The organism is Mycobacterium dioxanotrophicus (assembly GCF_002157835.1).
Classification (GTDB): domain Bacteria; phylum Actinomycetota; class Actinomycetes; order Mycobacteriales; family Mycobacteriaceae; genus Mycobacterium; species Mycobacterium dioxanotrophicus.
In genome coordinates this window covers 3,107,847-3,127,042 of the sequence record NZ_CP020809.1, presented here as the reverse complement: position 1 = coordinate 3,127,042, position 19,196 = coordinate 3,107,847, and the positions used below count along the sequence as shown (strand labels likewise).

The 19,196-nt window shown below is 66.6% G+C and carries 22 protein-coding genes and 3 pseudogenes; 12 read left to right on the top strand and 13 right to left on the bottom strand.

The features are described from left to right. The first annotated feature begins 39 nt into the window (after positions 1-39). On the top strand, positions 40-438 hold the full coding sequence (locus BTO20_RS15120) for a PPOX class F420-dependent oxidoreductase (protein ID WP_087077108.1): 399 nt from the start codon (positions 40-42) through the stop codon (positions 436-438). Positions 439-455: 17 nt separating this feature from the next. On the opposite strand, the gene BTO20_RS15115 is transcribed toward BTO20_RS15120, so the two are convergent. Then, entirely contained in the window at positions 456-1,145 is a 690-nt protein-coding gene (locus BTO20_RS15115) for a type 1 glutamine amidotransferase domain-containing protein (RefSeq protein WP_087077106.1), read from the bottom strand. Between the two features lie 157 nt (positions 1,146-1,302). Here BTO20_RS15115 and BTO20_RS15110 point away from each other — a divergent pair, with 157 nt between their 5' ends. The 4 genes from BTO20_RS15110 (at position 1,303) to BTO20_RS15095 (ending at position 4,922) form a co-directional block, all read left to right on the top strand. Continuing rightward, positions 1,303-2,334 carry an AraC family transcriptional regulator gene (locus BTO20_RS15110; protein ID WP_232491143.1) on the top strand — a complete coding sequence of 344 codons (1,032 nt, stop codon included), beginning with the start codon at positions 1,303-1,305 and terminating at the stop codon, positions 2,332-2,334. Further along, positions 2,331-3,380, top strand: a complete 1,050-nt coding sequence (locus BTO20_RS15105) for an AraC family transcriptional regulator (RefSeq protein ID WP_087077104.1) — start codon at positions 2,331-2,333, stop codon at positions 3,378-3,380. The genes BTO20_RS15110 and BTO20_RS15105 overlap by 4 nt, the downstream gene beginning before the upstream one ends. Before the next feature lie 13 nt (positions 3,381-3,393). Further along, positions 3,394-4,386, top strand: a complete 993-nt coding sequence (locus tag BTO20_RS15100) for an NAD(P)H-quinone oxidoreductase (protein ID WP_087077102.1) — start codon at positions 3,394-3,396, stop codon at positions 4,384-4,386. 101 nt (positions 4,387-4,487) lie between these two features. Then, on the top strand, positions 4,488-4,922 hold the full coding sequence (locus BTO20_RS15095) for a DUF6319 family protein (protein ID WP_087077100.1): 435 nt from the start codon (positions 4,488-4,490) through the stop codon (positions 4,920-4,922). Between the two features lie 11 nt (positions 4,923-4,933). On the opposite strand, the pseudogene BTO20_RS41350 reads toward BTO20_RS15095, so the two are convergent. After that, positions 4,934-5,248, bottom strand: a pseudogene (locus tag BTO20_RS41350) (DUF4436 family protein); the annotation flags it as partial. 22 nt (positions 5,249-5,270) lie between these two features. Beyond that, the gene (locus BTO20_RS41345) at positions 5,271-5,411 is read right to left on the bottom strand and encodes a hypothetical protein (RefSeq protein WP_232491141.1); all 141 of its coding nucleotides are present in this window, start codon (positions 5,409-5,411) and stop codon (positions 5,271-5,273) included. A gap of 332 nt (positions 5,412-5,743) precedes the next feature. On the opposite strand from BTO20_RS41345, the gene BTO20_RS15080 reads away from it, so the two are divergent. From BTO20_RS15080 to BTO20_RS15060, 4 genes and pseudogenes are all read left to right on the top strand, one after another. Further along, positions 5,744-6,289: a sigma-70 family RNA polymerase sigma factor gene (locus BTO20_RS15080; protein WP_087077098.1), complete on the top strand. Its 546-nt coding sequence runs from the start codon at positions 5,744-5,746 to the stop codon at positions 6,287-6,289. Between the two features lie 206 nt (positions 6,290-6,495). Beyond that, on the top strand, positions 6,496-7,410 hold the full coding sequence (locus BTO20_RS15070) for a CHRD domain-containing protein (RefSeq protein WP_157680220.1): 915 nt from the start codon (positions 6,496-6,498) through the stop codon (positions 7,408-7,410). Positions 7,411-7,809: 399 nt separating this feature from the next. After that, positions 7,810-8,514 (top strand): MspA family porin, encoded by a 705-nt coding sequence (locus BTO20_RS15065; RefSeq protein ID WP_198344395.1) that lies wholly within the window; start codon positions 7,810-7,812, stop codon positions 8,512-8,514. A gap of 79 nt (positions 8,515-8,593) precedes the next feature. Next, positions 8,594-9,275 (top strand): annotated as a pseudogene (locus BTO20_RS15060) (MspA family porin). A gap of 219 nt (positions 9,276-9,494) precedes the next feature. On the opposite strand, the gene BTO20_RS15050 reads toward BTO20_RS15060, so the two are convergent. Together BTO20_RS15050 and BTO20_RS15045 are read right to left on the bottom strand one after the other, a co-directional pair. After that, a complete protein-coding gene (locus tag BTO20_RS15050; protein WP_157680219.1) occupies positions 9,495-9,974 on the bottom strand; it encodes a TetR/AcrR family transcriptional regulator in 480 nt (159 codons plus the stop codon). An 8-nt stretch (positions 9,975-9,982) separates the two neighbouring features. Continuing rightward, positions 9,983-11,041 carry a YeiH family protein gene (locus BTO20_RS15045; protein ID WP_087077088.1) on the bottom strand — a complete coding sequence of 353 codons (1,059 nt, stop codon included), beginning with the start codon at positions 11,039-11,041 and terminating at the stop codon, positions 9,983-9,985. A 72-nt stretch (positions 11,042-11,113) separates the two neighbouring features. Between BTO20_RS15045 and BTO20_RS15040 the strand changes: the two genes are divergently transcribed. Continuing rightward, a complete protein-coding gene (locus tag BTO20_RS15040; RefSeq protein ID WP_087077086.1) occupies positions 11,114-12,028 on the top strand; it encodes a LysR family transcriptional regulator in 915 nt (304 codons plus the stop codon). A gap of 61 nt (positions 12,029-12,089) precedes the next feature. Here BTO20_RS15040 and BTO20_RS15035 read toward each other — a convergent pair whose 3' ends face one another. The 3 genes and pseudogenes from BTO20_RS15035 to BTO20_RS15025 all read right to left on the bottom strand — a co-directional run bounded on the left by BTO20_RS15035 (position 12,090) and on the right by BTO20_RS15025 (position 13,415). After that, the gene (locus BTO20_RS15035) at positions 12,090-12,344 is read right to left on the bottom strand and encodes a hypothetical protein (RefSeq protein WP_087077084.1); all 255 of its coding nucleotides are present in this window, start codon (positions 12,342-12,344) and stop codon (positions 12,090-12,092) included. Positions 12,345-12,551: 207 nt separating this feature from the next. Next, a pseudogene (locus BTO20_RS41230) lies at positions 12,552-12,785 on the bottom strand (hypothetical protein); the annotation flags it as partial. A gap of 114 nt (positions 12,786-12,899) precedes the next feature. Continuing rightward, complete coding sequence (locus BTO20_RS15025) at positions 12,900-13,415, bottom strand: helix-turn-helix domain-containing protein (RefSeq protein WP_087077080.1); 516 nt, start codon at positions 13,413-13,415, stop codon at positions 12,900-12,902. Positions 13,416-13,452: 37 nt separating this feature from the next. On the opposite strand from BTO20_RS15025, the gene BTO20_RS15020 reads away from it, so the two are divergent. Both BTO20_RS15020 and BTO20_RS15015 read left to right on the top strand, forming a co-directional pair. Then, complete coding sequence (locus tag BTO20_RS15020) at positions 13,453-14,673, top strand: benzoate/H(+) symporter BenE family transporter (RefSeq protein ID WP_269770363.1); 1,221 nt, start codon at positions 13,453-13,455, stop codon at positions 14,671-14,673. 162 nt (positions 14,674-14,835) lie between these two features. After that, positions 14,836-15,501 carry a hypothetical protein gene (locus BTO20_RS15015; RefSeq protein WP_087077076.1) on the top strand — a complete coding sequence of 222 codons (666 nt, stop codon included), beginning with the start codon at positions 14,836-14,838 and terminating at the stop codon, positions 15,499-15,501. A 50-nt stretch (positions 15,502-15,551) separates the two neighbouring features. On the opposite strand, the gene BTO20_RS15010 is transcribed toward BTO20_RS15015, so the two are convergent. From BTO20_RS15010 to BTO20_RS14990, 5 genes are all read right to left on the bottom strand, one after another. Further along, complete coding sequence (locus BTO20_RS15010; protein ID WP_087077074.1) at positions 15,552-16,406, bottom strand: SDR family NAD(P)-dependent oxidoreductase; 855 nt, start codon at positions 16,404-16,406, stop codon at positions 15,552-15,554. Positions 16,407-16,499: 93 nt separating this feature from the next. Continuing rightward, on the bottom strand, positions 16,500-17,357 hold the full coding sequence (locus tag BTO20_RS15005; RefSeq protein ID WP_087077072.1) for an aldo/keto reductase: 858 nt from the start codon (positions 17,355-17,357) through the stop codon (positions 16,500-16,502). After that, positions 17,354-17,788 carry a cupin domain-containing protein gene (locus tag BTO20_RS15000; RefSeq protein WP_087077068.1) on the bottom strand — a complete coding sequence of 145 codons (435 nt, stop codon included), beginning with the start codon at positions 17,786-17,788 and terminating at the stop codon, positions 17,354-17,356. The genes BTO20_RS15005 and BTO20_RS15000 overlap by 4 nt, the downstream gene beginning before the upstream one ends. A 22-nt stretch (positions 17,789-17,810) precedes the next feature. Then, a complete protein-coding gene (locus BTO20_RS14995; protein ID WP_087077066.1) occupies positions 17,811-18,797 on the bottom strand; it encodes an aldo/keto reductase in 987 nt (328 codons plus the stop codon). 2 nt (positions 18,798-18,799) lie between these two features. Continuing rightward, positions 18,800-19,132, bottom strand: coding sequence for a carboxymuconolactone decarboxylase family protein (locus BTO20_RS14990; RefSeq protein WP_087077065.1), 333 nt, complete (start codon positions 19,130-19,132; stop codon positions 18,800-18,802). Positions 19,133-19,196: the final 64 nt, after the last annotated feature.

The following is a 19,196-nucleotide window of genomic DNA, read 5'->3' as shown; positions in this document are numbered from 1 at the left end:
ATGCAGGATAAGCTACTGCAAAAGGCAAGGGAGACAACGATGACCGGCACCCCATCGGATTGGGAGGTAGTGGGTCGAGCGAGCTACGTATCGTTCACCAGCTACCGCAAGGACGGCCGCGCAGTGTCGACCCCCGTCTGGATCGCGCCAGACGCGGGCAAGCTCTACTTCTTTTCGGAGGTCGGGGCATACAAGGTCAAACGCATCCGCCGCAATCCGGCAGTGACGTTGCAGCCCTGCGACATTCGCGGAAGGATCACTGCCGGCTCACCGGTCGTCGAGGGTACCGCTCGCGTGCTCGACCACTCCGACACCCCGAAGGTCCGCAAGATCGTCAATCGCAAGTACTGGGTGCTGGGCCGGCTGAGCGAATTCGGTGTCTGGATCACCCGTCGTCAGCGGGCATCGTTCGCCATCGAGATCTCCCCCATGGCCTAGCCGCGCAAGCGCCAACGTCAGCCCTCGAACACCGACACCACCTTTTTGGCAGTGGCCTTCGCGGATCCTGGATTCTGTCCGGTCACCAACCGACCATCGGCGACGACGTAGGAAGTGAAGGGGATCAAGCCCTTTTCGTACAGTGCGCCGCGCTTCTTCATCTGCTCTTCGACGTTGTAGGGCACCAGCTTGTCGACTCGTGCGAGGACCTCCTCCGCCCAGGAGAACCCGGTCAGCTTGCGCCCGGCGACCAGCAGCGACCCATCGGACAGCGTGGTGTTGAGCAGTCCGGCGTAGCCGTGGCAGACCGAAGACACGATTCCGCCGCGCTCGAAGATCTCACGGGTGATGCGTTGCAGCCCTTCACTATCAGGAAAGTCGAACATCACCGCGTGGCCACCGGTGAAGAAGATCGCGTCGAAGTCCGCCGAGTCGATCTCATCAGGCGAAGCGGTGTTGGCCAGCAGTTCCATTTTCGCGGGATCAGCTTTCCACGACTTTGCGCTCCTGTCGTAGTTCGGAAACTTCAGCGAACGCGGTTCCAACGGTGAGAGGCCGCCCTTCGGGCTGACAATCGCCTGTTGGTAACCCGCTTCGGCGAAGACGTGGTACGCGTGCGTCAGCTCCGAGAGCCACAACCCGGTCGGCTCGGACGGATCCTCGTAATGGGACACGTTGGTGACGACGTTCAGGATGCGCTTGGTCATGTCCCAAGGATTCCGGTGCCGGGCCGGAGTCGCCAGTAGTTGGCCACTTCTCACAACTTGTTGGCCATCCGTCACCTGTCAGGCGATGCGTGCCCGTCCCTAACCTGGATAACGCATGATGAGAGCAAACAGCCCGACACGGCCACGCGAGGTGGATGTGAGTACGCACGACGTTCTGCGGTCGCCGGCGAGTGCTGCGCTGCTGGTTGACCTGGCAGCAGAGCACGGGATGACGCACGCCGACTCACTGCACGGCACCGCGCTGACTCGCGAAGCCCTCGACGACCTCGACGCCGAGGTCCGGCTGCGGGATGAGCTGCAGATCCTCACGAACATCCTCGGCGCACTGTCTGAGGTTCCGGGGCTCGGTGTCGAAGCAGGACTGCGCTGTCATGCCGCGTCGCCTGGGATCTGGGGGCTCTCGCTCATGAGTTCCCGGACACTGGGAGATGCGATGTCGGTGGGGATGTCGCTCGCCGCGCTCAGCTTCTGTCTGTGTCGACTCAGCGTTTCCGCCGACACGAATGACGGTACCGGCCGGTTGGTTCTCGACCCCACGGCGTTGCCCGTCGGAATCCGCCGATTCGCCGTAGAGCGCGACAGCACGGGCATTCAGACGCTGCAGCGTGACCTGCTCATGAATCGCGATGCCCAGCTGCGCGTCGCCTATACGATGGCGCGCCCGCCAGAAGACCAGGTGCAGAAGTACGTCGACGTGTTCGGCGTCGAACCTGAGTTCGACGCACCGCAGAACTGCCTGATCGCCAGCCTGGAGTCGTTGAATGCGCCACTGCCCCAAGCCAATCAGTACGCCCGGTCGATGGCGGAGAAACAAGCGGTCGAACTGCTCAGACAGCGATCGGCACGGGCCGGAGTCGCGGGGCTGTTGCGTGACCTGATGCTGGCGAGTCCGTCGCCCGTACTGTCCCTCGACGAGGCTGCGCGGCAACTCGCGGTCAGCCCACGCACCTTGCGACGGCACCTCGCGCAAGAAGGGGTGTCGCTGCGGATGTTGCAGGAAGAGGTGCGCGAGGCGCTGGCCGAGGAGCTACTCCTCACCGACGGGCGGCCTGTCGCAGAAATCGCTGAACGCCTCGGCTATTCGCAGGTATCCAGCTTCACCCAGGCCTTCCGGCGGTGGAAGGGTGTCGGCCCCCAGGAATATCGCAGGCGGGCACATCCTCGATGACGACGCCCGATCTGCACACCAAGCGGCCGGCAGCGAGTCTCGTGCTGATGCTCGACTGGGCCGCCGAGTTCGGCTTGACCGTGCAGCAGTGCCTGGTCGGCACCAGGATCTCCCCGGCCGCGGTCCGGAGCCCCGCCGCCGAGGTGAGCGGACAACAGGAACTCAGGGCCATTGCGAATATCGTTGCGGCTCTCGGGGACCGGCCGGGCCTCGGACTGCAGGCCGCAGCCCGCTACCCGGTTACCGCCTTCGGAGTGTGGGGATTCGCCATCCTCACCAGCCCGACGCTGGGTGAAGCGATCGACGTGGCAGTGAGATTCGTGCGACTCAGCTACGCCTTCTGCACCTTCGAAACACGGCGCCACGGCGACGAACTCTCGATCGTGATCGACGCCCGTTCTGTGCCGGCGCCGGTACGCAGGTTCGTGCTGGAACGTGACGCAGCCGCCATCCCCAATCTGTACCGGGAGATCCTCGGCGCGCCGCCGCCACCGAGCCGCATCTCGTTCGCACTCCCCGACCCCGGACCGGCCGTCGGGTTGTACGAGGAGATGTTCGGTGCGGTACCCGAATTCGGTGACGCGATAACATCTGTCACCCTGCCGGCCGAGCTGCTGAGTGTGCCACTGCCCCAGGCCAGTAGCCACACGGCCAGGCTCGCCGAACAGCAATGCCGGCTGCTGCTCGAGCAACGGGAAGCCCGAACGGGTCGTGCAGGCCAGGTACGTGATCTGTTGCTGACCGACCCCGCCCGACCCCCGACCTTGGCACAGGTGGCGGAGCGGCTGTCGTGCAGTACCCGAACGCTACGAAGGCAACTGGAGGCGGAGGGCACCTCATTTCGGAAACTGCTCGACGAGGTGCGCCACCACCTGGGGACGGAGCTGCTGCAGAGCGGCATGACCGTCGAGCAGGTCTCGAACCGGTTGGGCTACAACGATGTCAGCAACTTCTCGCACGCGTTCCACCGATGGAAGGGCGACAGCCCGCGGGCCTACCTGGCCCGGCAGACCATGACAACATCTCCACGCACGAGGAACAGGTAGAGGAGCACACGGCATGTATGCGATAACGTTCAACGGTTTTGGCGGTCCCGAAGTGATGGAGTGGACGCAGGTCGATGACCTGCCCGCACCGGGGCCCGGGCAGGTTGCCATCGACGTGGTGGCGGCCGGAGTGAACCGCGCCGACGTGATGCAACGGATGGGGTTCTACCCACCACCTCCCGGTGTGAGCGATGTCCCCGGTCTCGAGGTTTCTGGCTATGTCGCCGAAGTGGGTGCCGGAGTGCACGATTGGGCACCCGGCGACGCGGTGTGCGCCCTGCTGGCCGGCGGAGGGTACGCCGAGCGGGTGAACGTGGCGGCCAGCCAGGTACTCCCCGTGCCGGAGGGCGTCGACGTCAGCGCCGCCGCGGCCCTGCCCGAGGCGGCCGCCACCGTGTGGTCCAACGTCGTGATGACCGGCGGACTACAGACCGGACAGACACTGCTGGTCCATGGCGGCGGCAGCGGAATCGGCACGCACGCAATACAGGTCGGCCGAGCGCTGGGCGCCAACGTGGCGGTGACTGCCGGTTCGCAGTTCAAGCTGGACCGTTGCCGTGACCTCGGGGCGCAGACGTTGATCAACTATCGGGATCAGGATTTCCCGGCGGTGGTCAACTCCGAATACTCCGGAGCCAACGTCATTCTCGACATCATGGGCGGCAGCTACCTGGCCAAGAACGTCGAGGCGCTGGCCGAGAACGGTCGCCTGACGATCATCGGGCTGCAGGGCGGGGCCACGGCGGAACTCAATCTCGGTGCGCTGCTGTTCAAACGGGGTTCGGTACACGTGACCAACCTGCGGCGCCGGCCCGAGCAGGGGCCTGGTTCCAAGGCCGAGATCATCACCGAGCTGCGTCGGCACCTGTGGCCCTTGATCGCCGAAGGCGCCGTCACGCCCGTCGTCGCAGCCGAAGTTCCGATCACCGACGCAGCGGAAGCCCACAAGCTCCTCGACTCCAACGAGACGGTCGGAAAGGTGCTGCTGGTGGTGCGCGAACCCTGAGTGGCCGGACGGCTTGGCGCGGCGCTCGAACATGTGTTCCAATAAGCGCTCAGCCCGGCCCGCTCAGTGCGGGCGATGTTCCCGAGGAGATCGCCGCAACAATGACTGTAGACACCCTGGCAGCAGAAATGTCGTCGACCGACTCCGACACCGCCGATGTTTCGGTCGACAGCCTGTCACCCGAGAGTGCGCCGACGTCCGGCGACGCTGACTCTTCTGCCGAGCAAAAGCCCCGAAAGGCGCCTGCCAAGAGGGCAACCGGTAGGAAAACCAAGACCCTGGAGCTGACCCTCACAGTCACGGGCACAGCCGACGGCGAGTGGCGAGCGGAGCTCAAGCAAGGCAGCACCTACCTGGCCCGCGACCTCGCCGTCGCTGCCGCTGCAGTCTCGCGCGCGGCCAAGGAACTTCACGAGGACCTCTCCACCCCGATCGACGAGGTGATCGAAGCGGCGCGTGCCCAGCAGGCCGCCAAGGTCGCGGCCCTGGAGTCCGAACTGGAGGCCGCCCGCAGGGCTCTCGCCGACCTGGTCTGAGCGCAGGCCCGTCAATCCGAATGACGGTGCCACGCAGCGATATACAACACCATCGCTACAATCAGGGCGATCAACACCCACAGCACCAGCGCTTGGTCGACCCACGCCCCGGTCGGCGGCGAGCCGGGGAGGATGTTGCGGATCGGCACAACGGCGAACAGCATCGCCGCGTACCACCCCAAGAACGGCGGCACGAACTTCTTCTTGCCCAGTAGCGCCTGACCGGCGACGTAGAGCGCCATGATGGGCAGGCTGAGCAGCACCAGACAGATTCCCAGGTCGAAGATGAACGGCCCTCTGGCCCGCCGCAGGGTGATCGTGACATCGTCGCCGGCGCCGGACGATTGGCTAGAGGGCCCGCTGCACATCGAGGCGATTGTCCACGGTGCGCAACGCGTCCAGCGTGATGATCACAACCGTGTCCCCCGTCGCTCCCAGGTCGAGTGCACTGAGCGGGTGTGGTCTCGGAGCCAGCAATCGGTAGGTCAACAGCAATCCCGCGTAAACGATTGCAATGGCAAGGATTACACCGACAGCGGTCACCGTTCGGCGTCTTGTCGTCGAGCTCGAGTGTGGCGGTGCGGCGGCACCCACAGGTCCACGCACCGAAGGCGCATACGACGGGCGCCACCGCTATGACTCCGACCGCGTTAAACCTTAGCGCCGCAAGCAGATAACCGTGCATCAGGGAGTACAGGATTTTCAGGCTGCCGCAGCCGGGGCATCCGTGGCGAACTCGGCCTATTCTCGCAAGTACTACTGCTCCAAGACGGGCTCTCGAGCACGCAGGAGCGACGCCCGCGGACGCTGCAGGAGGCGCCATGACAGAGTCGAACCCCGACGACGAGGATGACGAAGTCGCGGACCTCGTAGACAGGGACAAGGCCTCGGGCGGCTTCGTCCGGGATGGCCACCAATCCGATGAGCGGTGGCAGTCATTTGCGGACACGAGGCTGGTCGCGTCAGCCGACTCGATGCGCGACTTCCTCAATGCGGTCGACGACGCGGTCTCACTCAGCGCCGAGGACGAACTCGAACTGGCTCGGCGAATCGAAGCTGGCCGGCGAGCTTCGCAGCTGCAGACGGGCATTTCCGAGCAGGGCGACGAGCACCGCCGCGACCTGACGCGGATCTGCCGCGAGGGCGATCAGGCAAGAGACGATCTACTCAAAGCCCATCAGCGCCTGGTGGTATCGATCGCTGAGCGCTACGTCGGTCGCGGTACGGCCTTTTCCGATCTCGTTCAAGGAGGCGGTCTGGGTCTCGTACGTGCGGTCGAGAAGTTCGACCACGCACAGGGTTACAGATTCGCCACCTACGCCGTCTGGTGGATTCGGCATGCGATAACCCGAACGATGACCCAGTGATGTTCGAAGCTCCGACAGCAACGGGTCGGCGCCCGGCCGGCAGATCGCGAAGCAGGTCAATTGTGGACGGTCGAGGTGACTCGATGCCGCACGGTCGCGGACGACAAATCGGCATTCTGGCCCGCGGAGGCGGGTGCGCTTTGTACGCTTGAGCAGCTCAAACAGTCCACCGTGATCGTGCCGCCACCATCGAGAGGTACACGAACGTGAGTACATGCGCGGGATTGAAGGCACAGATCATCGTCGCGACTGCTGTCGTCGCTTTCGTCGCCGGATGCGGGTCGAACTCGACGTCGTCCAGCACGACATCGTCGACCTCGCCGACCGCGACCACCACGGGGCAGGCTACGACGACGACCGCGGCCGCGTCCGCCCCAGGGCAGATCATCGTCCCCCTTGGCAACGAACCGTCCGGAACGGTCAACCTCAGTTGGGACCCGGGGTCGAAGCTCGTCACCGCCAAGCTGCAGATGTCCGGATTCACGCCGGGCAGCAGCCATGCCATGCATATTCACGACGGCAGTTGCGCGAAGCAGGGCGACGTCCTGATTCCCTTCGGCAACGTCACCGCTGACGACAAGGGCGTCATCAACACCGCGGTCCAGAGCACGCAACCCTCCGACAAAGGGTTGACCGCAGGCACGCTGCTCAACATTCACCTCGCATCGGTCGAGGACATGGGAGACCCCGGATCCCCCAGTTACATGCCGATCTCATGCGCCGACGTGGACCCGGCGATGTCGTCCACGCTGCAGATGGCACCGCTGCCCCAGTTTGGCGACCACCCGCAGAGTCAGGCGATTCTGCAGTACGACCCGGCAGCCAAGACACTCACCGTGCCGGTCCGGACTACCGGACTGGTGCCCGGTAGCGCCCACGCGGTGCACATCCACCTCGGATCGTGCAGCGAGCAAGGGCCGGTGAAGTATCACCTGAACGACCTGGTCGCATCGAAGGACGGGGTCGCCGAGTCAACGACGATCATCGACAACGTCACCGAGGCGCCACCGGCTTCTGGCTGGTATGTCAACGTGCACTTGGGATCTCATGACGAGATCGAAAAGGACGGCAAACCCACCATGTTCTTCGCCCCGATCCTGTGCGGGAACATCACCACATAGTCCGGAGTTCGCCGCATCGGGCACCGCATCGCAGAGCTGTGAGATAGTGAGTTCATAATATCTACTAGATCCGTTGCTGCCCAGTCGCTTTGACTGCCGCTGCTGCGGCGGTCGCTGCGCCACAACCGCTGAGCCAGCCGTCGGCGGGACACTGGATCGGCATGTTTGGAATCATGTCGATTTTTGCCGGTACCACGGACGTCCGTTTCCGCTAACTTCTAGCGGTCGTCGCGATGCGGAAGGAACGTCATTGATGAGCAAGCGCACCGGCAGGTGCCGTTGAGGTGTGGCATGGCCGGCGGATCAGAAGTTCGGTCGGTCCCTGAAGCTCTGCCCGTCCACGATCCGAAGCATCATGTCGTTCCCCGGATTTCAACCACGAGAGGCGCATAAACCCGCATGTTGAATCGTTTCGCCACCCTGGCTGCTGTGTGCATGTTGGCCCCGGTAGCGGTGACGCCCCTCGCGTCGGCCGACCCGCCCCCACCACCGGATCCCGCCGCCCCCGTCGCCGACGCCGCCGCCCCACCACCACCCCCGGCCGACACCGGCGCCGTGCCCTCCTCACCCCCCGGAGTCCTCGACACCCCCGACGGCTGGCACGTCACCGTCGTCGGATCCAACGAAACCCTGCTCCCCGTCGCCCCGCTGACCACCGCGGTGTCCTCCCGCGAATACCTCGTCGGCGGCACCTTCACCGGCAACGTCACCGGCTCGGGCAAAACCAAACTCACCGGCGGCACCCTGGAAGCCGGCGCCCAGATCGGCTGCGGCATCATCACCGACGAAACCGAAATCAACCCCGGCATCAGCTTCACCCCCGGCATCAAAATCCCCTTCACCGGATCCGCCAGCGACATCAACGCCGGCACCGGTATCAGCCTGCAAGGCAAGGTGTACCTCAAACCCGGCACCGTCACCATCGTCCCCATCGACAAAAAGTCGTTCAAGGGCAAGGGAACCCGCGTCACCATCACCGGAGTGCGCATCAAATTCGACCAGTGCGCCGGCCAGTCGTTCATCCGCACCTACTCGACACTGACCAGCTCCACCGACAACACCGACGACGTCGTCACCTACCTCGGCGTGACCAAGGCCGTCTAAACACCGGCCCCCCACGACACCGATGACATCCACCGATCCCTGCCCGGTTTCGACACCCACGAGAGGCACAAGTTCCCGCATGTTGAATCGTCTCGCCACCCTGGCAGCAGTGGCCCTGTTGGCCCCGGTCGCCGTGGCGCCCCTCGCCGCCGCCGACCCACCACCCCCACCACCGGCCGACCCCGCCGCCGACGGCCCCCCCACCGGACAACGGCCTGGTCGCCTCCGCCGAACCCGGCGTCGTCACCACCCCCGACGGCTGGAAACTCACCGTCGCCGCCAGCAACGAAAGCCAACTGCCCATCGCCCCGCTGACCACCGCCGCGTCCTCCCGCGAATACCTGGTCGCCGGCACCTTCACCGGCACCGTCACCGGCGGCGGCTCCACCACCCTCACCGGCGGCACGCTCGACACCGGCTACCAAATCGGCTGCGGCATCGAACTGGGCCAGGTCCGTCTCGTTGGGTCGATCGGCCTGAGCACCTCCGGATCCACCCTGGCCGGCATCATCCCCACCGGCGTGAGCATGCCCCTCTCAGGCACCCTGGAAATCCACCCCAAACCCGGCACCGTCACCAACGTCTCAGTGGACAAGAAATCCTTCAAAGCCGCCCCCGTACGCGTCACCCTCAAAGACGTCCACATCAAAGTCGACGGCTGCGTCGGACAATCCTTCCTCCGCTCGTATGCCACCCTCACCAGCTCCACCACCGACACCGACGACGTCGTCGCCTACTACGGCGTCACCAAAGCCGTCTGACGGTGCCGGCTGAGGCCGCGGCCGGATGCGAGTATGCGACCGCGTTGGCGCGCGAGCGGGCTTTCCTTGTCCGGCAAGGCATGACGCTCGGTCTGCTCGCCAGCGCAGTGGCCGCACAGTGTCTGTTCGCGACGTGCCTGGGGTGCGTTCTGAGTGTCATACTCGCAGCGATTGCGATCCTGGCCTCCGCCATGGACGTGATTCGGTGGCGGCGTATCGCTAATCAGGTTGGTGACAATCGATGAGGCACAGCGCCGGCCCGATCAACGCCAGAAGCCGGTCGCGCGGGACACCGTCGCGGGCCTGAACCGAGAGCCCATGCAGCACTGCGGCATACGCGTCCCCGACCGCCTGAACATCGATACTGTCCGACAGTTCACCAGCGCTCACCGCGGCCCGCAGCCGCGCGACGAGGGAATCGGTGCGGCGGCGCCGGCGCTCGGCGAGCCATCGACGGACGTCGTCGTTGCCAGGTGAACAATTTGTGGCCGCGCTGACCACCATGCAGCCTCGTGAACCATCGCCGGTGTAGACCTCGACTGCCTCACGTAAGACCCGTTCGATGGCACGGCGGGCGGTGGGTTCCTCGGCCAACGCACGGTCAGCCAATCCGCCTTCCTGCTGCTCGTAGCGCTCGATGGCTTCCCGGAACAGCGCCTCCTTCGACCCGTAGGCCACCCGGCGACCGCATTGAGCCATCCCGCATATCAGGCCTGAAGGCTCGCAGTGGTGAGGAACTGCACCGCGAGGCTGGTGCCCGCCACCACCATCCACAGCATCCCGCCCAGCAGCACCGGCTTCAGGCCGGTTCGGCGCAGTGCGCTCAGATCGGTCGAGAGCCCGATCGCGGCGAGCGCCCAGGTGATCAGCAGACCGGCGAACTCCGCACCCGGCACCCGGATCACCGGCGGCAGCGGCCACACCGAGTTCAGTGCCGCCAGCGCCACAAAACCGATGAGAAACCACGGCACCAGCTTCCACACCCTCGGCCGATGCGCACCGGAACCGGCGTTACCACCGCGGCGAGCCACCAGCGCCCCGACCACCATGACCACCGGAATGATCGCGAGCGAGCGGGTCAGCTTGACCACAACGGCGGTGTGCGCTGCCTGGTCGCCGTACACCGCGGCGGCCGCGACCACCGACGATGTGTCGTTCACCGCGGTCCCGGCGAACACCCCGAAGGTGTGCTGACCGAGACCGAGCAGATGCCCGAGCACCGGGAACGTGAGCACGGCGGCGATGTTGAACAAAAAGATCGTGCTCAGGGCATACGCCACGGCGCTCGGCTTGGGCTTGAGCACCGGGGTCACCGCGGCGATCGCCGAGGCACCGCAGATTGCCGTGCCGACGCCGATCAAGGTGCGCAGGTCGTGGTCGATGCCCAACCAACGACCGAACAGCCAGGCACAGACGAAGGCCGCGGCCAGCGTCGCGCACATCACCGGCAGCGCCGAACCGCCGACCTGCCAGGCCTGCTGCAGCGAGATCTGGGTCCCCAGCAGCACCACCGCGGTCTGCAGCGCCAGCCCGCCGGTGAGCCGCAGGCCATGCGGCACCGTCGGCCACCGCTTGGCGGGGCGCAACCAGCTGGCCAGCGCCACGCCGATCAGAACGGCGGCGACGGGTCCGCCGAGGACCGGAACCGCCTTACCGACCACGATGGCGACGAGGGCAACCGCAAGGGCGAGTGCCGCGCCGGGCAGTGCCTTGAAGATCCGGCGGCGCGTGCGACTCGGGGTCGCGTCGATGTAGGTGGTGCTCATGTCTGTCGACGATCCCGCCAAACAAATGCGACCGGTACCCAGAGGACGGCTATCTACCCATAGGCTTGCTCTATGGATCAGGGGCCGGCGCCGTCAATCGACGCACTGCGATTGCTCATCACGGTTGCCGACACGGGCTCGATCTCGGCGGCCGCCCGCGCCGAACTGATCAGTCAGCCCAGCGCCTCGGCACGGCTGCGCAACCTCGAGCGCCGACTCGGACTCGAGCTGCTCGATCGCCGCACCCGCGGCGCGGAACTGACGCCGGCGGGGCGCGCCGTCACCGACTGGGCCCGTGGCGCGGTGGCCGCGATGGAGGACCTGCTGACCGGCGCCGCGGCGATGCGGGCGGACCGCACAGCCCGCGTCGCTTGCAGCCAGACCATCGCCGAATACCTGATGCCGGCCTGGCTCGCGCGGGTCCGAGTGCACACCGGCGAACCGGTGCACCTGACCGTGGCGAATTCGGCCGGAGTGAACACGGCAGTGCTGGGCCACGACGCCGACCTAGGGTTCGTCGAGGGCCCCACGGTGCCGGCGGGCCTCACCAGTCGGGTGGTCCGGTCCGACCGACTGGCGTTGGTCGCGGCCCCGGGGCATCCGCTCACCCGGCGCCGCAAACCGGTGGAGGCCACCGAATTGGCGGCGCTGGAGCTGGTCATCCGTGAGCCCGGCGCGGGTACCCGCGACACCTTCGAGCACGCCCTGGCGAAGGTGGGGCTGGCAGCGCACGCCGCGTCGGTGAGCCTTGGCAGTAACGCCGCGATCAAGGTAATGGTGGCCGCCGGCGCGCACGCCGCGGTGCTCAGCGAACTGGCGGTGGCAGCGGAACTGCGCGACGGCCGGCTGGTGGAGATTCCGGTGACCGGGGTCGACTTGCATCGACGACTGCGCGCGGTGTGGCGGGTGTCCGCAACGCCGCGTGCGGTGATGTCGACCCTGTTGGCGATCGCCAGCGGTCGCCCAGCCGGGCCTCGCAAACGCTGAGCAGTGGAAATCCCCGTGGTGCTTGAGTTTTCGTCATCCCATGTCCAGCACTGCGACTCGACTATTGGTCTCGGTAGATCTGGCTCAGCGCCTTGCGCCCACCGGGCACCGCAGACCGCCCGTGAGCGGGTGGCCGCGGCGCGGGGTAGCCGAACGCCACGAGATGACGCGGCAGCCAGCCCGGTTCCAACCCGAGCAATTCGGCGGCGTGCCCGAGATCCATGCCGACCACGCTGCCATGCGCCACGGCCGCGCGCGAGAATCCGCTTGCCGCCGCCAACTTCGGGTCGTAAGGTCCGGCCTCGACTCCGCCCAAGTCGCGCCTACCCGGTAAGGGCGCGACCTACCCGCGACTGGTGAGGGTGGCCGCCCGTTCGAGCCGGGCCGGAGCCGGAGGACTCACCGCGGCGCGGGCGCGATCGGGGTCCTCACCTTCGTGCGGGTTGCCGGCGGATTGACTGGATGCGTCCGCGTTCAGGTGCATGCAGCTGCCCCCGCGGTTGGGTCAGGGTTGGCCCATCCCGTTCATCGGGTTCATGGGGTTGGCTGGATTGTCCGGATTCAGTGGGCTCATCGGATTCGCCGGATTCGTCAAGCTGTTCGGTCCGTAGGGGCCGACGTTGCAGATGGCATTGGCATTGCCAATGCAATCGGCAGGGTCGAACGGGTCAGGGTTTGCCGGATCAGCGCTCGCGGAACCAGCGGCGACCATCGTCAACACAGCAACCACCGCGCCTATTGTCACTGACTTGAGCATCTTGGCAGATTAGCAAGCCGCGCAGGCCAAGTCGGCCCTGTTCGACGAGTGAGTGCGACTCGAAAGGCAAATAGCGGAACTGTCGCCCAGCCTACGTGCGACCCGAACCGACCGTCACCGCGGCGTGGTGATCACCACCACCGCTTCTGCAGCACCGTCCGGGGCCGCGAATCTATGGCGACGATCGCTCAGCCAACTCGCCGTTGCCCCCTCCTCGATCAGGCTCTCCTGGCCGACCGGGCCGGCCAGCACCTTGCCGTCGACCACCGTGAGGTGCTCGCGGACACCCGGCCCGTGCGACGGTGAGATGTGCTCGGCCCCCTCGGGGAACTCCAGGCGGAATACCTCGACGGTCACCCGCGGCAGGTGCCGCACCGACAGCAGCACCGTGCGCATCCCGCCGCCGGAGGCCGAGTGCACACCCGGGGACTCGCCGACCAGCGCGGTCAGTGGCACATCGAGCGGTTCGCACAGCGCGTAGAGGGTCTCGACCGTTGGATTGCGACCGCCCGACTCGATCTCGGACAACGACCCCTTGCCGACTCCCGCCCGGCGGGCGAGTTCGGACAGACTCAGACCGCGTTCGACCCGTAGCTCCCGCAACCGGCGACCGACCTCTTCGGCATACATTTCCTCATGCTACGTTCCGTCTACAGAACGTTCCGTAATCAGAACGGAGGTGCGCATGGAACAGGACGTCTCGAAGGCGGTCCCCATCAGCGCGGGGGTGGTGTGTGCGCTGGTCGGCTTCACCTCCTCGTTCGCCGTGGTGCTCGCGGGATTGCGGGCGGCGGGTGCGAATCCCGCGCAGGCGGCCTCGGGTCTGGTCGCGGTCAGTCTGGCGATGGGCGCGGCGTCGATGCTGCTGTCGTCGCGGTTCCGGATGCCGATCACCAGCGCGTGGTCGACGCCCGGCGCGGCGCTGCTGATCACGACCGGCGCGGTGGCCGGCGGGTGGCCCGCCGCCGTCGGCGCGTTCGCGCTCACGGCGGTGTTGCTGTTGGCGACAGGTCTCTGGCCGGCGCTCGCCCGCCTGGTCACCCGCATTCCCAACCCCATCGCACAGGCGATGCTCGCGGGGGTGCTGCTACCGCTGTGCGTCGCCCCGGTTACCGCGCTGGCTCACAATCCGGGTGCGATAGCGCCGGTGCTGGTGGTGTGGCTCATCGTCGTCGCCCTCCGACCCCGCTGGGCGGTACCGGCCGCGTTCGGCGCCGCCCTGGTGGTGATCGCGGTGAACCTGGTCCGGAGCCACAGCCTCCCCGCGGCCACTGCATGGATCCCGCACCTGCAGATCACAGCGCCGAGCCTGACTCTGCAGGCTCTCACCGGCATCGCTCTGCCGCTGTACATCGTGACCATGGCAGCGCAGAACATCCCCGGCGTCGCGGTCATGGCAGGCTTCGGTTACCACGTCCCCTGGCGGCCTGCGCTGACGGTGACCGGCATCGGTTCCCTGCTCGCGACCCCGTTCGGCGGACACGCCGTCAACCTGGCCGCGATCAGCGCCGCGTTGGCAGCCGCACCGGACGCCGACCCGAATCCCCGGCGCCGCTGGATCTCCGGGTTCACGACCGGGGCGGTGTACTGCGGACTCGGCCTGGTCTCCACCGGACTGACCGCGGCTGTGCTCGCGGCGCCCGTCGGTGTCGTGCAGGCCGTCGCCGGTGTGGCGCTGCTCAATGCGTTCGCCGGCGCCTGCGCGGGAGCCATGTCCGACGAGTCGGCGCGAGTCCCCGCTGCGATGACGCTTGTCGTCGCCGCCTCAGGCACGACGGTCGCCGGTATCGGCGCGGCGTTCTGGGCGCTGGTGATCGGCGTGATCGCACACCGATTGCTCAGGCCGGCGCCGGAACCCACTCCCGAACCGTCGGCGCTGCAGCGGTAACGGCCCATCGGCTAATCCTGCGATAAGCGAAGAAGTTTCACCGGGCGGTGCTGTGTACGCTCGCGGCGCCCAACTGAAGCGGACCGCAGCTCCGACCGGTCCGCGCGGCCCGTGAATGAATTGGTGCGCAGGCACCCAATTCGTCTCGTTTAGGCTCAGACAATGACGCCCGGTGAGCCTTTGCCGTACGGAAATGACTCGGGCTACGGCGGACACGCCCAGCCGTGGCAGGCACAGCCGCCCAACCCAGGAACTGTTCCCGGTCAGGGCATCCCACCGTCTGCCAACCCATGGCCGACTCCCCCGAACTCGCCGGCCAAGCGCCCACCACGGGGACTGTGGTACGCCATCGCCGCGGGGCTCGCCCTGGTCGGGATCGTCCTTCTCGCAACAGGCATTGGGCTGCTCCTACGTACCGCGAACTCCCTGCCCGGCAACGAGTTCCACAGCGGAGGGTCCACCACCGTCTCCCTTGAGCCCGGGGTCAGCCAGACCGTATTCGTGCACACCCAGTCCGCTGACCATACGGTCCGCTGCCAGTTCCGGGACCACTCCGGTGGTACCGCCGTCGACACCTACCAGGGCACGTTGATCCTCAACGGCTGGCAAGCCGTGCTCACCGTCAGCGCCAAAGAGTCCGGGAATTACGACATTCGATGCACCGGCGAAGCGTCCGACCGTTTCCGCATCGGCGAAAGTCCCGGCGCGGGTGGGATTTTCGGCGGCGTCGCGGGCATCATCGTCGGCGGTGGCCTGGTCGGGCTGAGCATCATCGCCGCGGTTGTGGTCGCCCTGCTGCGGCGCAGACGTCCACAGGTCAATTCCTGAGTCGCCGACTCTCGGAGTCTCCCCCAGGCTCTGCGGTGCGCCCGGGTTTCCTACGCGGTGATGTTGGCGCTGTCTCCTGCGGTGGCCGAGAAACTGGTGCCGGTGACCATCCGCGCCGCTTCCGAGGCGAGGAACACGACCAGCGGTGCGACGTCCTCGGGTTCCACCCACGGCACGCCGAGCGGTAGCTTCTTGCGCTGCGCGGCTGCCGCGGTCTGCTCGTCCTTTTCCACGTCGCCGGTAGGTTCATTCCCCCCGCTGCGGATGATCTGGGCGTAGCGGTCCTCATGTCGGGTGAGCGCGGTGTTGATGAGCCCGGGAACCAGCGCGTTGACCGTGATCCCGTACTGCCCGAGTTCCAACGCCGCCGACTTCATCAGCCCGAACAGCCCCCACTTCGATGCCGAATATCCACTGCCGTCGAGGGTTCCGTGCTGGCCCTGAGTGGACGAGGTGATGATGATGCGCCCGCCGCCGCGCTCGATCAGCAGCGGCGCGGCGACCCGCAAGACGTTGGCGGTGCCGGTGAGATTGATGTCGATCTGGTCGTGCCAAAGCTCGTCGCTCATCTCCAGCAGCGGGGCAAAGCCCTGGACGCCGGCGTTGGCGAACACCACGTCGACACCGCCGAAGCGGTCCACGACCTTCGCGAATCCTTCACGCACGGCGGACATCTCGCGCTGATCGAACACCACGGGCAGCCACTGCCCGCCCGCTTCCTCCACGAGTTCCCCGGTCCGTGCGAGATCCGCGGGCGTGGCCGGCGCATAGTCCATCGCGGAGCTGGCGAGCGCCGCGATATCGGCACCGGCGACCCGGTATCCGGCCTTGGCGAAGGCCACCGCGGTCGCCCGGCCGATGCCTCGTGCGGCCCCGGTGATGATGACGACTCGGTTGTCGTTCATCGTGTTCTCCTTTCGTTCTTCGGTTCGCCGGGCAGTGGACCCGCGTCATCCGCGCCGCGTGGCCGGGAACAGGTTGGTGCCGGTGCGATCTGGCTACTTGCCGCTGTAGACGGGGAACACGCTGGCGTCGCCGTAGTCCCGGGCGTGCAGATTGCGCAGTGCGGTCATGTCCTCATCTGAGATGACAAAGTCGACCTGCGCGTTGGCGCGCATGTGCTCGGGATTGGCGGTCTTCGGCAACGACACGGTGCCCAGCTGCAGCGTGTAGCGGATGCACAGCTGCGGCACGCTCACGCCGTACTTCTCGGCCATCGCTGCGACGTCGGCATTCTTGAAGATCTCCCCGTGTGCGATCGGCGAATACGCCTCGACGCGGATATTCCTGCTGTCGCAGTACGCCAGGAGGTCGGTCGGGGTGTTACCCGCGTGCACGAGCAGCTGGTTCACGTGAGGCGTGACGGTGCCGCCGGACAGAATGTTCTCCAGGTCCTGTTGCTCGAAGTTCGATACTCCGATCGCGCGGAGTTTGCCCGCATTGTGGGCATCCTCGAGCGCGCGCCAGGCCTGGCGGTTGCCCTCGGCGTAGTCCCCGCCACGGAAGTCGTTCCACGGCTGCGGGCTGTGGATGAGCATCAGGTCGACGTACTCGAGCCCGAGCTTCTCCAGCGACCCGTCGATCGCGGCGACGGCCTGGTGGTAGTCCTTGATCTCGGCGGCCAGTTTCGTCGAAACGAACAGGTCCTCCCGCGGGATGCCCGAGGTGCGGACGCCCTCGCCGACGCCGCGTTCGTTGCCATAAGCCTGGGCGGTATCGATGTTGCGGTAGCCGATCTCAACGGCGTCCCGCACCGCCTCGGCGGCCTTGTCGTCGGCGATAAACCAGGTCCCCAGACCCAGCTTCGGGATCTCGACGCCGTTGGACAGGGTGTAGGTCTCAGTCAGGATGCTCATGCGTTCTCTCCAGTCTTCGGCAGCCGGCCATACGCCTCGTCGGTGACAGGCTCGAGCCACTCGTTGCTGACGTCTTCGCCGGGGGTGATGAAGGCGACGTGGGAGAACCACGAGTCGGCCTTCGCGCCGTGCCAGTGCTTCGTGCCCGCCGGGACGCGGATTACCGTTCCCGGCTCCAAGCTGACGGGGTCGGCGCCGTCGGCCTGGTACCAGCCGCTGCCCGCCGTGCACAACAGGATCTGGTCACCACCGACTCCGGTGCCGTGGTGGATGTGCCAGTTGTTGCGGCAGCCAGGCTCGAAGGACACGTTGCTCACGGGAACGCTCCCGGAGGCCAGTGAAGCCAGGTAGCTCTGCCCGATGAAGTACTGGGCGTAGGCGTCATTGGGCTCCCCGAGCGGGAAGATCTGGTCGAAATCGGTGTCTTTCATCTCTTCGTTCCTTCTGCTGTGCCTATCGGTTGACGAAGGCCATGTGCTGGGCGTTGTAGCGGTCGCCGCTGACCCCGATGCGCCGGGCGAGGCCGTCGAGGTCGGCGCGCTCGTCGGCGGACAGCGCTACCCGCGTCGCGGCGGCGTTCTCCCGGATGCGCTCCGTGCGGCGGGTCCCGGGAATCGGCACGATCCACGGCTGCTGGGCCAGCAGCCACGCCAGGGCGATTTGCCCGGCCGAGGTGGCCTTCGCCTCGGCGAGGCTCTTCACGTGGTCGACGAGCTTCTGGTTCGCGGCGAGGTTGTCCTTGTCGAACCTCGGGACCCGCTGGCGGATGTCGCCCTCGGTGAAGTTCGTGGACGCGTCGACGGTGCCCGTGAGGAATCCCTTGCCCAACGGGCTGAACGGCACGAACCCGATACCCAGCTCGGCCAGGGCCGGCAGCACCTCCACCTCGGGATCCCGCGTCCACAGCGAGTATTCGCTCTGCACCGCGGTAACCGGGTGGACGGCGTGCGCCCGGCGGATCGTCGCGGCCGAGGCCTCGGACAAACCGAAGTGCCGCACCTTGCCCTCCGCGATCAGCTCGCCGACCGTGCCCGCGACATCCTCGATCGGCACGTTCGGGTCCACACGATGCTGGTAGAACAGGTCGATCACGTCGACCCTCAGCCGCTTCAGCGATGCTTCGGCGACACGGCGGATCTGCTCGGGGCGGCTGTCCAGCCCGGTCATCTGGCCGTTCTGGATGTCCCAGCCGAACTTGGTCGCGATCACGACGTCGTCGCGGATCGGCGCAAGCGCCTCGCCCACGAGTTCCTCGTTGACGTAGGGACCGTAGACCTCGGCGGTGTCGAAGAACGTGACGCCCTCATCGACAGCGGAGCGCAGCACCGCGATCATGTCGTCGCGGCTGCCCGGATTAGGGCCGTAGCCCTGGGACATGCCCATCGCGCCGAGCCCGATCGCGGAAACCTCCAGGCCCTGTCCGAGTGATCGTGTGTGCATGGTCAGACCTCCTCGATGATGTTCTTCAGCACCGCCGTGGCGCCCATGCCGTTGGGCCAACCCGAGTAGAACGCGAGGTGCAGAAGGGCTTCCTTCAGCTCGTCGTCGCTGACCCCGTTCTGGCGGGCGAAACCGAGGTGGAACTGCAGCTGATCCATCTTGCCCATCGCGGTCAGCGCCGCGACGGTGATCAGGCTGCGGTCCCGTTTGGAGAGGCCGGCCCGCTCCCATACTTCGTCGAACAGCACGCGGTCGGTGTAGTGCACCATGCCGGGTGCGAAGTCGCCGAAGGCGCGCTGCCCTCCGGTCCAGCCGGTGTTCTGATCGTCCGTCATCGCTCGTTCCTCTTCTGGGTCATCACCTCATCCAGACAACCTCGTTCAGCCCGCGCGTGGCAGG